Origin of the sequence: Devosia sp. 1566, assembly GCF_004005995.1 — a bacterium.
GTDB lineage: Bacteria > Pseudomonadota > Alphaproteobacteria > Rhizobiales > Devosiaceae > Devosia.
The window spans coordinates 269511-284859 of sequence record NZ_CP034767.1; the positions used below are offsets into that span (position 1 = coordinate 269511).

The window sequence follows — 15349 nt, forward strand, 5'->3', positions numbered from 1 at the left end:
TTCATGGTCCCAGGAGCTCGGAAGCCGTCACCAGCGCCTGCGCGATCTCGAGGATCTTGCGGTTCTGGTTCATGGCGGTGGAGCGCAGCAGCGCATAGGCCTCTTCTTCGGAAAAGCCACGCGTCCGCATCAGGATACCCTTGGCGCGCTCGATTATCTTTCGCCCCTGAAGTTCTGAACGGGCGGCTTCGAGTTCGTTGCGCAACCGGGAATAGGCACGGAACCGCACAATGGCCATGTCGAGGATCGGCTTGATGCGCTCCTTGCGCAATCCATCAACCACATAGGCCGAAACCCCGGCCTCCACAGCAGCCTCGATTTCGGCGGGGTCGGATTTGTCGACGAACATGGCGATGGGCCGCTCGATCGTGCGGCTGAGGGCAAAGAAATGCTCGAGCACATCGCGATTGGGATTTTCGAGATCGACAATGACGACATCGGGCGCAAACGCGCGAATTCGGCCAGCCACATCTTCCATGTCGGTGACGATCTGCACCGTTGCGTGTCCCGCTTCGCGCAAACCGGCCTCGATGATCGAGGCCCGAATGGCGTTGTCGTCAATCAACAGAATGGAGAGCGACTCAGCCATGGCCTCTGAGGTCAGTTGTGGCAGCACCAAATTCATGTGCTGCCGATCCTTGGATGTCTACACCCCGCAGCCAGGTTTGCGCGCGTGGTGTCGGCTCGATGATCAGCTTGGCACGGGAGGAAGCTCGGGGGCAGTGGTTCCCGCGAAGGGATCTCGCCATGCCTCGATGGCCTCCATCCGCCGGTACCAGCGGCTCACGGCCGGGTAATCCTTGATGGGCAGTCGCGCGATATCGTTGAAGGGCAGGAATGTGCCCATGCGGAAATCGGCGTAAGACACAGCGTCCCCGACGAGCCAGGTGCGATCCGCCAGCTCAGCCTCGAGCAGCTGCGCTGCGGTGTGAAACCGCTCGAGCCCCTCCGCAACTGCAGCGGCATCGTAGGGCCCGAGGCCGTAACGGAGCTTGGTGCCGCGCTCCCAATGTACGGTGTCACAAGCTTTGACGAAGTTGTCCTTGCCCCAGCTGATCCAGCGGATCATCTCGGGTTCGTCGGCATCGGTGCGCCAAAACTGCGATCCGACCTGTCGCGACAAAAAGCAGGCAACTGCATCCGTTTCCCAAATCGGCCTCGGGGAAACCTCGAGAATGGGCAAAAGCAAGTTCGGGTTGAGGTGCAGATAGTCCCCGGCTCGGCTTGGATCCCGGGGTGCAGCGAAGTGGAACTCGATATCCGCGCCCAGATATTTGGCGACGGCCACTGCCAGCCTCGGATTGGGGTTGCGACTAAAATGCAGTTTCATCAGAACCGGTTCTCCTTTGCCGCTCGGTCCTAGGACGGATCACCGTCGAGCTCTTCGACAGCGGGAGAAAAAAGGCCGCCGCCGCTCCCCTGGTGAGGCCGCTGACATCACCGCCAATAGCGGGCGGCAAGCGAGGCGCAGAAGGGGCCGGCAGCGGCGGCGAGGGCCGGCCAAGGGAACGCCGGGCGGGCCACGGAGAACCGTGCTCGGTGCTCGCTAGGCGGCCGCGGCCGGGATGCGGGCGATGACCTTGATTTCGAAATCAAAGCCGGCCAACCAGTTCACCCCAACGGCAGTCCAGTTGGGGTAGGGGGTGGTGGTGAAATTTCGTTGCTTCACCGCCATGACGGTGGGGAACTGCTGTTCCGGATCGGTGTGGAACGTCGTCACGTCAACGATATCGTCCAAACCGCCACCCGCGGCTGCAAGGATCGCCTTGAGATTGTCAAAGGCGAGTTGGACCTGACGCTCGAAGTCCGGCTCCGGGCTGCCGTCTGGCCGGCTGCCCACTTGTCCCGACACAAACAGCAGGTCACCCGAGCGGATTGCTGCGGAATAGCCATGCTGCTCGTAAAGGGCGTGCCGGCTGGCCGGGAAAATAGCTTGGCGTTCAGTCATCTCGATCTCTCTTTCCTGTGGGGCGTCCGGCACTTGGCGCGGCAACAGCGCTTTCGCCGGATGCTGATTTGATATACGGTGCGTATGCGCTGATATCCCACATACGTTCCGTATGTCAAACAATACACGCCTCGTATGCAAAAAGAGATGACGAGAAATGGCGAAAACCCGCGCTGTTGCGATGGAAGAAACGCGCAGCAAGCTTGTTGCCGCAGCCCGCAAGGCCTTTGCGCACAAGGGCTATAGCGCTGCCTCCATGGATGATCTGACCGCCGATGCTGGCCTGACACGGGGCGCGCTCTACCATAATTTCGGCGACAAGCGGGGCCTGCTGGCGGCCGTGGTCGACCAGATCGACAGCGAGATGGCCGGGAAGGCACAAGCCATCGGCGCGCGCGCGGGTGACGAATGGTCGGCCCTGCTGGCGGAGGGGGAAGCCTATATCGAGATGGCGCTCGACCCAGAGGTTCAGCGCATTGTGTTGCTTGACGGCCCGGCCGTGCTGGGGGATCCCTCGCAATGGCCCAGCCAGAACAACTGCATGCAGGTAACCAAGCGCGCCGTGGAAAACCTCATGGCCGCCGGGGTTCTCAAGCCCGTTGATCCCGAAGCGGCCGCCCGGCTATTGAGTGGCGCTGCCCTCAATGCGGCGCTCTGGATCGCCGCCTCCGACAATCCTCAGCATGTCCTGCCCAAGGCCGTCGATGCGTTCCGCTCCCTGGCCTCGGGTCTGCTGCTGCGGCCAGACTGAACTGTGCGTCGCCCGTCCTCAGGGTTCCTCCGAATAATCCTGGAAGGCTGTGATGCCGATATGCAGGTGTGATTGCAGCGCATATTGGTAGCGAATCCGGTCCCGCTGCTCCAAGGCGTCCACCACCGCCGCGTGCTGCTCGAAGGTTTCGCCGGTGAAGTTATGCAATTGCTTGGCGCGCTCCATGATGCGGATGATGATCGGCTTCATGATGCGATAAACGTCGGTGACCGCACGATTGGTGAGGATCGACACCAGGCGCAGGTGAAAGCGAAAATCCAGCTCGGACGCTTCCACGATCGAGCCGGCGGCGCGAAGTTGGTCGTTGACCTTGCGCATCTCGAGGATGTCCTCGGGCTGCATCTGATCGAAGATGGTGTCCACCGAGCCCACTTCGATGAGCCGGCGGAAGCCCTGGATGTCGTTGAAGGTGCGCCGCGAGATGTCGAGCGTGTTGAACGAGAACAGATCGAGTGCCCGCTCCATCCGGTCATCGACAATGGTGGCGCCGACCTTGGGACGCACCGAGACTACCCCATAGGCCTTGAGGATACGCATGGCTTCGCGCACCGTGTTGCGGCTGGCCTGGAAGCGTTCGCACAACTCCCGCTCGGTCGGCAGGCTGTCGCCCACGCCCAATCCGCCATCGGAGATGAGGCCGCGGATCTTGAGGACCATGCCGTCCACCGCGGAGGGGATGGAGCTGCGCACCACCGAGGCGTTCAGCGCTCCAATTGCCCCTCCGACCCGCGATGCGTCGTTCACCCCTTTACCGCCCCCACTGTCAGGCCCTCCGACAGGAAGCGCTGCGCATAGATATAAAGCACGGCAACAGGAATGGCGGTCAGGAGCGAGGCTGCCATCAGCTTGCCCCAGGGCAGAATATCGCCAACCACCATGGATTGCAGGCCGATAGGCAGCGTGCGCAGCGACTCGCTGGTGATGAACACAAAGGCAAACAGGAACTCGTTCCAGGCATTGGTGAAGGCAAAGAGCGTCACCGACAGGATTGCCGGCGCCGCCAAAGGCAGGGTGATGCGCCAGAAGATATAAAGTCGGCTGGCGCCATCGATCCGGGCCGCTTCTTCTAGTTCCACCGGAATGGAGCGGAAATAACCCATCAGCACCCAGGTGGCGAAGGGCAACAGGAAGGTCGGATAGGTGATGATCAGGGCGGCGTGGCTGTTGATGACGCCAAGATTGGTCAGGGTCTGGTAGAGGGGAATAAACAGCAGCGTGCCCGGCAGCAGATAGGTGATGAGCAGCAGCGTTGTCAGCAAGCCCGCGCCACGAAAACGCAGCCGCGTCAGCGCATAAGCCGCCAGCGACGCCAGGGCAACGGACACCAGCGTGCTAAGGGCGGCGACAAAGGCCGAGTTCATCAGCCAGGTCAGAAACGGCGTATCCTGCAGCAGCGAGGAATATTGCTCCAGCGTGGGTGGATCGGGCCAGAAGATCGAGCGACGCTCACTGATCTGCGGCGTGGATTTGAGCGAGGTCGTGATGATCCAGTAGAAGGGGAAGATCACGAAGGCGAGGAACGGCACCAGGACCAGCAAGCGGGTGAGCGGGCCGGCATTGGACCGTGCGGTGCGCCGGAGGATCGGCTGGGCGGCAGGGCGCCCGGTGGCAACGCGAATGCGGCGGACCATCCATTCGAGCCCGGCGAAGATCAGCTCGATGGGGAGGAAAACCAGATCAAGGATGATGTTGACGAGCCGCGCCGCGCCCGCCAGCAGCCGGTCGGTCAAGCCGGGGCCCCGCTCGGCACTGCCGTCACGCCGGTCGTCCTGGCGCATAAAGCGAGCCAGGAGCCAGATCAGGATCGCCATGAGCGGCGCGACGCTGAAGGCGACGGCAATGCCAGGACCGTATTGCAGCGAGCCCAGCGCCTTTTCATAGGCGAGAATGGAATAAAGCTTGGTCGCCCCGCTCGGACCACCGCCGGTCATCAGGAAGGGCAGGCCGAACTGGTTGAAGGTGGAAATGAACGACAGCAGCAGGGTGACGACGATCACATAGCGCAGGCTGGGCAGGGTCACATTGCGGAAGCGCTGCACCGCATTGGCGCCATCGACCTGCGCCGCTTCGATCTGTTCGCGATCGACGGCCTTGAGGCCCGCCAGCAGCAGCAGGACGAAAAACGGAATGCCTTTCCACACATTGACCGAGATGACGCTGCCCATCGCCATATTGGGATCGGACAGCCAGCCCAGCGGCCGGTCGATGACACCAACGCCCTGCAGGATCGGATTGAGCCCGCCAAACAAGGGATCGTAGATGCTCTTCCAGGCCAGAGCCGTAACGATTTCCGGGACGATCCAGGGCAGGAGCATGATGCCGCTGAGCAGGCTCCGGAACGGCAGGCGGCTATTGAGGATCAGCGCCACGGTCATGCCGATAACGAATTTTAGGCTCAGCGACCAGAAGGTGAATTGGATGGTGTTCTGCATGGCCTGCAGGAAGTCGCTGCTGGCCCAAAGCCGCTGGTAATTGCGCAGACCGACATTGGTGGTTTCACCGGTGAGGAAATTGAGCGAGGTCATGCTGATGAAGATGGCACTGACAAAGGGCCAAAAGATCAGCAGCGCCATGATCAGCACCATGGGCAGAACAAAGAGATAGCCGACCTTCCAGTCCATCCCCAGGATGCCATCGAGCCGCTTCCGCAGGCCGAGCCGGCGGGAAACGGGGGCCATCGTTACACTCATGCGGTCGTCCATGCGCACCTCCATCAAGCCGGACGCTCCCACCTGCGGGTGGCCGCCGATGTCCGGAATGTCCAGCATTGGTAGCGTTGGTGCGACGGGCAGTGTTGGACACCCGTCGCCGGTGGCCGGCTAGAGAATGCCGCCTTCTTCGAAGATCTGGACGATCTTGTTGTGCGCGTCGGTCACTGCTTCCTGCGAGGTCATGCGGCCCGAGATCACATTGCCCATGGATTGCTCCAGCACGCCCTGAGCGCGAATGGCGTCGATCTGGGCGGCCGGTGGTGCTGGCCAGGAGGCCCCGATAAAGGGATCCTGGGTGTCCACCTGCTCCTTGATGATCGCGTAGTTAGGATCGGCGGCGAGGAGTTCCTCGGTCCACAGGCTTTGATAGGCTGGCATGAAGAGCCCGCCAGCGACCGTGGACATGGGCGTGAAGTTGACGGGATCGAGCAGTTCGAGCGCCAGTTTCTTGGACAGCTCCACATTGGGAGCGCCCTTGAAGATGGTGAGCCAACCGCCCACGGCGCCACCATTGCGGTGATCGCCATTATTGGCGGTGGGCTGTGGCAGCATGACCGTGTTGGCAAAGACCGGGTTGTTGTCGCGCTTGGCTGCCGCGTAAAGCGAGTATTGATTGTGGGTATAGCCGGTGCTGCCAGCGAGCCAGGCTTCGTTGTTGGAGATATCACCCCAGCTTTCCACGCCGGGCGGCAGCATGGCGGCGTATTTGCCGTTGCGATCATAGGTTTCGCGGACGAACTCAAAGGCTGCCACGGTTTCGGGCGAGTCGAACTTAACCTTGATCCCGGTTTCGTCAGTAAAGTGGCCGCCAAAAGCATTGAGGATCGAGGTTGCCACGCCCCAGCCATCGCCGGACTGGTTGACCGTCAGGCCCCAGCCGTAAAAGCCGTTGGCGGGATCGGAGATGGCCAGAGCGGCCTCACGGCGCTGCTCCCAGGTCTGCAAGGTTGCCGGGTCGATACCCTTTTCGGCCAGCTTGTCCTTGCGGAAGAAGGCGCCCGTGGTGTTGGCTATAAAGGGAACCGCAACCCAGCGACCATCGATCTTCCCAATACTTTCGGCATTGATGCCCTGCATGACATTGCCATAGCGGCTGATGGCGTCCTCGACCACGTCATTGACGTCTTCGAGCAGGCCCAGCAGGTGCATCTGGGGAATGGAAACGGTGCTGGTATAGGCCAGATCGGGCGGATTGCCGGCCCGCACGGCTGCCGACATCTTGCCCAGGAAATCGCCAAAGGCCTCGGGATTGGTGGTGGAGATATCGAGTTGGGCGTTGTTGGCGGCAGCGAACTTGGCCACGGCATCGCGGAACAGGTTCTGTGCCGCCTCGAAATATTCGGTGCGATGGATCACCGTCAGCTTGCCGGCGCTTCCCTGGGGCAGCTCGGCCTCTGGCTTTTCCTGGGCAAAAACCGGCAGGCCCTGGCTTGCGGCCCAAAGGCCAACGCCAGCCGCGCCGCCCCTTCTCAATATGTCACGGCGATTGAACTTGTCCGACGTCATGTTTCCGTTTCCTCCTGTTGGAACATGGCCAAGCGCTCGCGAAGCAAGCCTATGGGTCAGCAATCATCGCAAGCTGTATTATCCTCCTTGGGGCTGAGCTCTTTGGCTCTAGCTCCCATCACAGTCAAAGCAGGCTTTTGTCCCATCATTGACAGCGAATACTCTAGAGTTAGGACAGATATTGCGGAAGAGTCAATCTTTTGTCCCACAATATACTTGAACCGGTTGCCCCCTGGTTCTAGACAGGATTGCAGGCAAGGCGTGTAGACACTGTTTCGTCGAGGAGGGCGGAACGCGTGTCCACACGCGCCAGCCCCTGGCCAGCTGTCTTGAAACTGCTGGCTCGTGACCGTTGACCATCGATCTGGGAGGAACAGATGGGCGCCGTGACGATCCGGGACGTTCGCAAAAACTATGGCAGCCTCGAAGTGCTCCATGGCGTCAACATCGACATCAATGACGGAGAGTTCGTAATTCTCGTCGGCCCGTCGGGATGCGGGAAATCCACCCTGTTGCGCATGATTGCCGGGCTCGAGGACATCACCGGGGGCGAGATCGCCATTGCCGGCAATGTGGTCAATGACCTGGCGCCCAAGGACCGCGACATCGCTATGGTCTTCCAGTCCTATGCGCTTTACCCGCATATGACCGTCGAGGAGAACATGGCCTTCTCGCTCAAGCTGGGCCGTGTTCCGAGGGACGAGATCAAGCAGCGGGTAGCCAGTGCTGCAACCGTGCTCGGCCTCGAGCCCTACCTGCAACGCTATCCCCGCCATCTATCGGGCGGGCAGCGGCAGCGCGTGGCGATGGGGCGCGCCATTGTGCGCAGTCCCCAGCTTTTCCTGTTCGATGAGCCCTTGAGCAATCTTGATGCCAAGCTGCGCGTGCAGATGCGCAGCGAGATCAAGCTGAACCATCAACGTCTCAAGACGACGACCGTTTATGTCACCCATGACCAGATCGAAGCCATGACCATGGCCGATCGCATCGTGGTCATGCATGCCGGCAATATCGAACAGATCGGCACGCCGCTGGAGCTCTATGATTATCCCGCCAATCTGTTCGTCGCCGGCTTTATTGGCTCTCCGGCAATGAACATCATCGCCGGCTCGCTTGCCGGCTCCGCCTTTCGCTTCCCCGATGGAACGACTATCGACTTGGGAGCGCTACCGGCGGGGGTAGAGGATGGCCCGATGACCCTTGGCGTGCGTCCCGAGCATTTGCGTCTCGATCCGGCTGGAACCATGGCGGAGGTGGTCGTGGTCGAACCGACCGGCTCGGAAACCCAGGTGACGCTTAACCTGGGCGGGCACGATCTCGTTGGCGTGTTCCGCGAGCGGATCCGCGCACAACCCGGCGAACGGATCGGCATTGCCTTTGACAGCAGCCTTCTGCACCTGTTTGACGGCGGTACGGGAAGTCGCATCATCCGGTAACCGCCCGAACGGGTTCCCGGTTGGCGCGGCAAGGGCGAGCAGTCGCCGCCGCTAGAAAACCTCGAAAAGGTAGCGCTGCAATGTAGCGCCAATGGCTGCGACCGCTTGCGCCGGGTCGAGCTGATCATCGCCCAGGTTCAGCACGTAACGGCAATAAGCCAAGCCGAGGATTTGTGTAGCGATGAGGCTGGCGCGGTGCTGCGCGCCCTTTTCGCCGGCAAGCCGCTCCACCAGAGGCAGGATCTGGCCGTGCAGTATGGCAAGGATCTTTTCTGCGGCCCTGCTATTGGTAGCAGCGGTTCGGACCAGCACGCGGAGCAGGTCGTCCGCCTCTCGCCCTTCCCAGCGCTTGAAGAAGTGTTCGATCAAGTGCCGGCCGATCTCGGCCTTTGGCACCCCGCTGAGGTCAGGCAGTGCAAGATCGATAGCGACGGCTCGGGCGAACAACTCGTCCTTGCCGCCAAAATAGCGGCTGATCAGCGCCACGTTCACTCCCGCTTCGGCTGCGATATCCCTGACCGTGGTCCGTTCGAAGCCGTTCACCGCAAAGTGCCGCCTTGCTGCATCGAGCAGCCGCTCCTGAGTGGCTTCAGAATTCCTGACCATCATGCCTTCTCATGTAAACAAGTGTTGACATAGCGTGTGATCCATATGTAAGCAAGCGTTTACATACGGGAGAAATGCTATGAGCACAGCAATAAACACCCTGATCGTCGGCGCCGGCCCGGCGGGCCTCGCCACTGCCATCAGCCTGGCGCAAGCCGGCGTGGAGTTCCGTATTGTCGATGCCTTGCCGCAGGCGCAAAACACCTCCAGGGCCGCGGTTATCCACGCCGCAACGCTGGAAACCCTGGGGCGGCTCGGGGTGGCCGAACCGCTGATTGCCCAGGGCATCAAGGCGCCCCAATTCAAGGTTCGCGACCGCGACAAGGTGCTGCTCGAGGCCGAGTTCTCGGTGCTGGACAGCCCGACGCCCTTTGCGCTGATGATCCCGCAGGACGAAACCGAAGCGATCCTGACCGCGCGGCTCGAACAATTGGGCCACCGCGTGCGCCGACCGGCGGAGGTCACCCAGTTGGTGCGTGATGGGGACAGGGTCCTCGCCACCTTCAACGATAAAGCCGGCCAGGCGGACGTTTTGGCGCGGTTCGTCGTCGGGGCCGATGGCGAGAAAAGCCTCGTCCGCGCAGCGGCGGGCATTGGATTTCCGGGGGAGACCTATGGTTCGTTCCTGCTGGCCGATGTCCACATGGACTGGCCCATCGCGACGAGCGAAGTCAGCTTGTTTTTTGCCCAAGGCGGCACGCTGGTTGTTGCCCCCATGTCCCGGTCCCGCTTCCGGGTGGTCGCGCAACTGGCAAACGCGCCGTCCCAGCCAAGCATCGCGGATGTGACGCGTGTGCTCGAGCTGCGCGGTCCCAGCAGTGGCGTCAAGGTTCATGAGGTGATCTGGGGCTCGCGCTTCCAGGTCCACCACAAGCTCGCCGATCGTTTCCACGCCGGCCCGTTCCTCCTGGTTGGCGATGCCGCCCATGTCCATAGCCCGGCCGGCGGGCAGGGCATGAACTTGGGACTTCGCGATGCCGAAGCGCTGGCCTCCGCCTTGGCCGGTTTCCTGCATCAGGGCGGCACCGGGCTTGACGATTTTGCCCGGCAACGACGGGCAATGGCACAACAGGTCCTGAACCGCACGGGTCGGTTGACGAAGCTGGCGACCCTGCAAGCGCCAGCCCCGCGATGGCTGCGCGATCGCCTCCTTGCCGTAGCGGGCCAATCGCCATGGATCCGCAGACGCATCGCGCAAATGCTCGCCGGCTACGCCTAGGCAGCGTCTGGCGCAGCAGCGCTAGGGGAGCGGCATCCTCCTCGATGCTTGTGTGCTAAGCCAAGCGACCCTCGGCGAGCGAAGTGCTGATCGGTGCCGGTCGCTCCACGCTGGTGGTCATTTCCACATGCCGGCCGGTCTCCATGGAAGTGCCGAAGGCTTCCATCATTTCGAGCACATGCAGGGCCAATTCGCCGCTGGCGCGATGCGGCCGATTGCTGCGCAGTGCATGCGCCATGTCAGCCAAGCCAATGGAGCGGTAATTGGTGCCCTCGCCATAGGGAAGGGACGTCTCCACATTTTCCCATTCCCCGCCCTTGCGCAACAGCTCGACCTGGCCGCCGAAATGATTGGGATCGGGCACCAGCAGGGTGGCATTGGTGCCATAAAGCTCGAGCGGCACATGGCGGTGGCCAGCCACGTCAAAGCTCATGGTGATCTGCACCACCGCCCCGTTTTGGAAGATCAGCGTGCCGCTCACATGGGTGGGCACATGCACGGGGATCACCTCGCCGGCGCGCTCCTTGGCGGTGATGGTGCGGGTGCTGACCGGGGTGGCGGTAGCGCCGGCAACGCGCGCTACCGGGCCGAGGAGATTGACCAGATCGGTGATGTAGTAAGGCCCCATATCGAGCATGGGGCCGCCGCCAACCTCATAATAAAAGGCCGGGTTAGGGTGCCAGCGCTCATGGCCCGGGCACATGAAATATGCGGTGCCGCCTACTGGCGTGCCGAGCACGCCTTGGTCCACCAGGGCGCGGGCGGTCTGGTGTGAACCACCAAGGAAGGTGTCGGGGGCGCAGCCAAGGCGCAGATTGTTGGAGCGGGCGGCGGCAACCAGCTGCTGGCCCTCAGTAAAGGAAATGCCAAGGGGCTTTTCCGAATACACATGCTTGCCCGCGCCCAGCGCCCGCAAGCCCACTTCCAGATGGGCTTTGGGGATGGTGAGGTTGAGGATGATGTCGACCGCGGGGTCGGTGAAAATGGCATCGAGCGTCGTGGCCCGCAGCCCATATTCATCCGCCTTGGCCTGGGCCACCGCGGGATTGAGGTCGGCCACTGCGGCGATCTCGAGGATGGGGAAGTGCTTGCTGGCCTCGATATAGGCCGAGGAAATCTTGCCCGTGCCAATGATGCCGATGCCGACGCGTTCCATGATCAATGCTCTTCTTGGGTGCTGAGGGGAAGTGTCCGGCGGTTCAAGTCAGCAGTCGCAGGCTGCATGCAGATCTTCTCCCTGCGACTGAAATGCTGAATAGACAGACGGCGTTGCTTCCTTTCCTAGCACATGAGGAGTGTGCCGCAAGCAGGTGCAAGTAATCCGCGTGAACTAGGCTCGCACGGCCCTGGCGCCGGGGAGCAGCTTCTTGATCTGGGTCCAGAGCGGGGAAATCACATAGCCCACGACGGGGATCGCGACTGCACCCACAACCAGGCCGGCAATGGCATAGCCAAGTGTTTCGACCACCCAGCCGACCACGCCGCCAAGGGACGCGGCCGCGGCCACCGCTGCGTCGTGGATCAGGTCGCCCACCCCGTGCAGCCCGAAATCGTGCACCCCATGCACGATGATGCTGCCGCCCACCCAGATCATGGCAGCGGTGCCGACAACGGTCAGGCCGGTCATGAAATAGGGCATGCCCTTGACGATTGCGCGCCCGACAGCCCGAGTGAAGCTGCTGCCGCGCTGGGCCATCCAGAGGCCAGCATCGTCGGCTTTCACGATCAGCGCGACCGCACCATAAACGGCAGCCGTGATCCCGACTGCAACCAGGAAAAGCACGATGGCCTGGGTTACAAAGCTTTCGCCTGGCAGTTCGGCCAGGGCAATCGCCATGATCTCAGCGGACAAGATGAAATCGGTCTTGATGGCGCTGCCGACCTTGGTGTCTTCCATTGTGGTGGGGCTAAGGGCAACCGGTTCCAGCCCGGTTTCGTGGGCATGGGCGGCTTTGGGCGCCATCAGATGCCAGATTTTTTCGGCCCCCTCATAGCAAAGATAGGCGCCGCCCAACATCAGCAGGGGCGTGATGGCCCAGGGCAGGAAGGTCCCCAGGATCAGGGCCGCCGGCAGCAGGAAGATCAGCTTGTTCTTGATCGAGCCGCCCGCGATCTTGCCCACGATCGGCAATTCGCGATCCGCGGTAAACCCGGTTAGGTATTTGGGAGTGACTGCCGCATCGTCGATCACGGCGCCGCTGGCCTTGAGTCCGGCCTTCATCGCCATGCCCGCGACATCATCGAGTGACGCCGCCGCCACTTTGGCGATGCCGGCGATATCGTCGAGCAGACCGATTAAACCAACGCTCATTGCATTCGGCTCCTTTGCTAGTGGCTTGATGCCATCTCTTGCTGGCCAACTACAAAGCTCAACCGCGCGATACGTTGCCACCCGCGGCGCTTAGCAGCAGGCCCTCGGACCGAGCAAGGCAAGAACGCAGCCTTGGTCCACCCCCTAGGAGCGGCCCAGCCTCTTTTTGCGCGGACGCTTGACCAAATTAGCTCGAAGTGAAACCATCAGTCCGTAAGAACAACATATGTTCCGCTGTTGTGGAACATGGAGGGATTGGAATGAGGCATTTTGCTCTAGCATTGGCGACCAGCCTGGTTGCCCTGTGTTCCGCCAACGGTCTGGCCTATGCCCAGACGGCTGGCGGGATCGTGGATGTGGCAACCATCGGGGAGCCGCCAACGCTCGATCCGATGGCTTCGACAGCCGACTTGGTCGGCATTGTCAGCCAGCATATGTTCGAAACGCTCTACACCTTCGATGCCCAGTGGGGCACCACCCCATTGCTCGCCGCAGCAATGCCCGAAATTTCGGAAGACGGCACCGTTTATACCATCCCCCTACGCACCGGCATCAAGTTCCACGACGACAGCGTCATGACCTCGGCCGATGTGGTCGCATCGCTTGAGCGCTGGATGAAGATTGCCACCCGCGGCAAGCAGGCGGCCGAAGTCATCACCGACATCGCCGCAACCGACGACGCCACGGTTACTATCACGCTAAGCAAGCCTTACGCTCCACTGCTGCCGCTCCTTGCGTTCAACAACGCGGCCGCAATCATCATTCCGGCGGCCAATGCCAGCCAGGACCCGCTCGAAAGCTTCATCGGCACCGGCCCCTACAAGCTCGAGCAGCGCGTTCCTGACCAGTATATCCAGCTCGTGCGCTTCGACGGCTACCAATCGCTTGAAGGCGAGGGCAATGGCTATGGCGGTGCGCGGCACCAGTATCTCGACGAAATCCGCTTCGTGCCGGTCCCTGATCCCAACACGCGCATCGGCGCGGCAGTGGCTGGCCAGTACGACTATGTCGATCAGCTGCCGGTCGAGGCTTTCGACCAGATCAGCGGTGGCGCCACCGAGCCGGTCGTTTTTGCGCCATTCGGCTGGCCCGTGTTCATGATGAACCATTCTGAAGGCCTCGCCTCCGACATCCGGGTGCGCAAGGCAATCCAGGCGGCCCTCGCGCCCGAGGACATGTTGTTTGCCGCCTTTGGTTCGGACGAGTTCTTCACCGCCGAGGGCGCCTGGTATCCTGAAGGCTATGCCTGGCATTCCGATGTTGGCACCGAAGCCTACAAGCCCATGGGCGACACCGAAACAGCCAAGGCCCTGCTGGCGGAAGCCGGCTATGATGGCTCCAAGCCGCTGCGCATCCTGACCAGCCGCCAGTATGAGTTCCACTACAAGATGGCACTGGTTGCCCAGTCTTACCTGGAAGCTGCCGGCTTCAAGGTGCAAATGGACGTGGTCGAGTGGGCGACGCTCACCACCAATCGCGCCGATCCGGCCCTTTGGGATGTCTACATCACCCACAGCCCGTTCCTGCCCGAGCCTTCGCTGATGGGCATCATGTCCGATACCGGCCCTGGCTGGTGGGTGAGCGATGCCAAGCACAAGGTTCTGGAAGCCTTCAATGCCGAAAGCGATCCGGCCAAGCGCGCCGAGTTGTTCGTCGAGGTCCAGAAGGTCATCTATGACGAAGTACCTGGCTACAAGGTCGGCAACTTCAATGCCCTGGCCGCACAGAACCCGGCTCTCGACGGCGTAACACCCGCCCCATGGCCCTATTTCTGGAATGCCTATCTGACCGAATAGGTCCCCATCCGGCTTCGTGCCGCCTGTCGCGTCTTCGGTCGCGGCAGGCCTTTTGTCCATCAGCTTCGACGGGGATTTTCCAGAGCATCATGATCCGCTCCGCACTCAATCGCATATTCGGCATGTTGGTCGTAATGGCGCTGGTGGTTACCATCGTGTTTGTCATTGTGCGCGTGACGCCCGGCGATCCCGCAGCCGTCATGCTCGGCCCCGACGCAACGGCAGCCGATATTGCCAGCTTGCGCCAGCGCCTTGGCCTTGATGCTTCCATTCCGCAGCAATTCATCAGCTATGTCGGGGGCGTACTGCGCGGCGATTTCGGACAGTCCATCTTCCTCAACATGCCGGTGACCACAGCACTGATGCAGCGCGCGGAACCGACCTTTTTCCTGACGATATTTGCCCTGCTGATCGCGACCCTGATCGCCTTGCCCGTTGGCGTGCTGTCGGCCTATTGGCGCGGCTCGGCGTTTGACCAGGCAGCAACCGCCCTTGCCATGTTTGCGGCCTCGGTCCCCAGCTTCTGGCTCGGGTTGATCTTCATGCAGGTTTTTGCCGTACAGCTTGGGTGGTTCGATACCTCCGGCTATGGCGGCCCTGGCGCCAGCTTTGGCGAACGAATGCATCACCTGGTGTTGCCCGCGACGACCCTTGGCCTGATCAGCTCGGCGCTGATCACCCGGTTCACCCGCGCCTCGATGCTCGATGTCCTAAACGATGATTATGTGCGCACCGCCCGCTCCAAGGGCATGAGCGAGTGGCGTGTCGTGGTCAAGCATGCGCTCAAGAACGCCCTGATCCCGATCCTAACCGTGATTGGCCTGACCGCAGCCCTGCTGATCTCGGGCGCTATCGTTACTGAAACCGTGTTCGGCCTGCCCGGCGTGGGCAGCCTCATTGTTTCAGCCGTGCTGCGCCGCGACTATCCCTTGATCCAGGGTGCCCTGCTGGTGGTGGCCGGGCTTTATGTCCTCGTCAATTTCATCATCGACATGCTCTACCTCCTCGTCGACCCTCGGGTGCGTTACTGATGGCTGCTGTTGC

Annotated in this window: 14 protein-coding genes; 5 read left to right on the forward strand and 9 right to left on the reverse strand. The window is 61.7% G+C overall.

The features are described from left to right. Position 1 precedes the first annotated feature (1 nt). From ELX51_RS01265 to ELX51_RS01275, 3 genes are all read right to left on the reverse strand, one after another. Positions 2 to 625, reverse strand: a complete 624-nt coding sequence (locus ELX51_RS01265) for an ANTAR domain-containing protein (RefSeq protein ID WP_248305213.1) — start codon at positions 623 to 625, stop codon at positions 2 to 4. A gap of 66 nt (positions 626 to 691) precedes the next feature. Further along, positions 692 to 1330: a glutathione S-transferase family protein gene (locus tag ELX51_RS01270; RefSeq protein ID WP_127751812.1), complete on the reverse strand. Its 639-nt coding sequence runs from the start codon at positions 1328 to 1330 to the stop codon at positions 692 to 694. A 216-nt stretch (positions 1331 to 1546) separates the two neighbouring features. Then, on the reverse strand, positions 1547 to 1948 hold the full coding sequence (locus ELX51_RS01275) for a RidA family protein (RefSeq protein ID WP_127751813.1): 402 nt from the start codon (positions 1946 to 1948) through the stop codon (positions 1547 to 1549). A 157-nt stretch (positions 1949 to 2105) separates the two neighbouring features. Here ELX51_RS01275 and ELX51_RS01280 point away from each other — a divergent pair, with 157 nt between their 5' ends. Continuing rightward, on the forward strand, positions 2106 to 2699 hold the full coding sequence (locus ELX51_RS01280; protein ID WP_127751814.1) for a TetR/AcrR family transcriptional regulator: 594 nt from the start codon (positions 2106 to 2108) through the stop codon (positions 2697 to 2699). A gap of 18 nt (positions 2700 to 2717) precedes the next feature. Here the strand turns inward: ELX51_RS01280 and ELX51_RS01285 are convergent, their stop codons facing one another. The 3 genes from ELX51_RS01285 to ELX51_RS01295 all read right to left on the reverse strand — a co-directional run bounded on the left by ELX51_RS01285 (position 2718) and on the right by ELX51_RS01295 (position 6937). Beyond that, on the reverse strand, positions 2718 to 3464 hold the full coding sequence (locus ELX51_RS01285) for an FCD domain-containing protein (protein WP_127751815.1): 747 nt from the start codon (positions 3462 to 3464) through the stop codon (positions 2718 to 2720). Beyond that, the gene (locus tag ELX51_RS01290) at positions 3461 to 5422 is read right to left on the reverse strand and encodes an ABC transporter permease subunit (RefSeq protein WP_164854702.1); all 1962 of its coding nucleotides are present in this window, start codon (positions 5420 to 5422) and stop codon (positions 3461 to 3463) included. Before ELX51_RS01290 ends, ELX51_RS01285 begins: the two co-directional genes overlap by 4 nt. Before the next feature lie 117 nt (positions 5423 to 5539). After that, the gene (locus tag ELX51_RS01295) at positions 5540 to 6937 is read right to left on the reverse strand and encodes an extracellular solute-binding protein (RefSeq protein WP_127751817.1); all 1398 of its coding nucleotides are present in this window, start codon (positions 6935 to 6937) and stop codon (positions 5540 to 5542) included. A 377-nt stretch (positions 6938 to 7314) separates the two neighbouring features. Here ELX51_RS01295 and ugpC point away from each other — a divergent pair, with 377 nt between their 5' ends. After that, entirely contained in the window at positions 7315 to 8373 is a 1059-nt protein-coding gene (gene ugpC / locus ELX51_RS01300) for a sn-glycerol-3-phosphate ABC transporter ATP-binding protein UgpC (protein ID WP_127751818.1), read from the forward strand. A gap of 51 nt (positions 8374 to 8424) precedes the next feature. Here the strand turns inward: ugpC and ELX51_RS01305 are convergent, their stop codons facing one another. After that, positions 8425 to 8982, reverse strand: coding sequence for a TetR family transcriptional regulator (locus tag ELX51_RS01305; protein WP_127751819.1), 558 nt, complete (start codon positions 8980 to 8982; stop codon positions 8425 to 8427). 76 nt (positions 8983 to 9058) lie between these two features. Here ELX51_RS01305 and ELX51_RS01310 point away from each other — a divergent pair, with 76 nt between their 5' ends. After that, entirely contained in the window at positions 9059 to 10198 is a 1140-nt protein-coding gene (locus tag ELX51_RS01310; protein WP_127751820.1) for an FAD-dependent monooxygenase, read from the forward strand. 55 nt (positions 10199 to 10253) lie between these two features. Here ELX51_RS01310 and ELX51_RS01315 read toward each other — a convergent pair whose 3' ends face one another. Next, entirely contained in the window at positions 10254 to 11354 is a 1101-nt protein-coding gene (locus ELX51_RS01315; protein WP_127751821.1) for a Gfo/Idh/MocA family oxidoreductase, read from the reverse strand. A gap of 174 nt (positions 11355 to 11528) precedes the next feature. Then, positions 11529 to 12509 (reverse strand): DUF808 domain-containing protein, encoded by a 981-nt coding sequence (locus ELX51_RS01320; RefSeq protein ID WP_127751822.1) that lies wholly within the window; start codon positions 12507 to 12509, stop codon positions 11529 to 11531. Positions 12510 to 12769: 260 nt separating this feature from the next. Here ELX51_RS01320 and ELX51_RS01325 point away from each other — a divergent pair, with 260 nt between their 5' ends. After that, positions 12770 to 14305 (forward strand): ABC transporter substrate-binding protein, encoded by a 1536-nt coding sequence (locus ELX51_RS01325; RefSeq protein ID WP_127751823.1) that lies wholly within the window; start codon positions 12770 to 12772, stop codon positions 14303 to 14305. 89 nt (positions 14306 to 14394) lie between these two features. Then, positions 14395 to 15336, forward strand: a complete 942-nt coding sequence (locus ELX51_RS01330) for an ABC transporter permease (protein ID WP_164854703.1) — start codon at positions 14395 to 14397, stop codon at positions 15334 to 15336. The last annotated feature ends 13 nt before the right edge of the window (positions 15337 to 15349 follow it).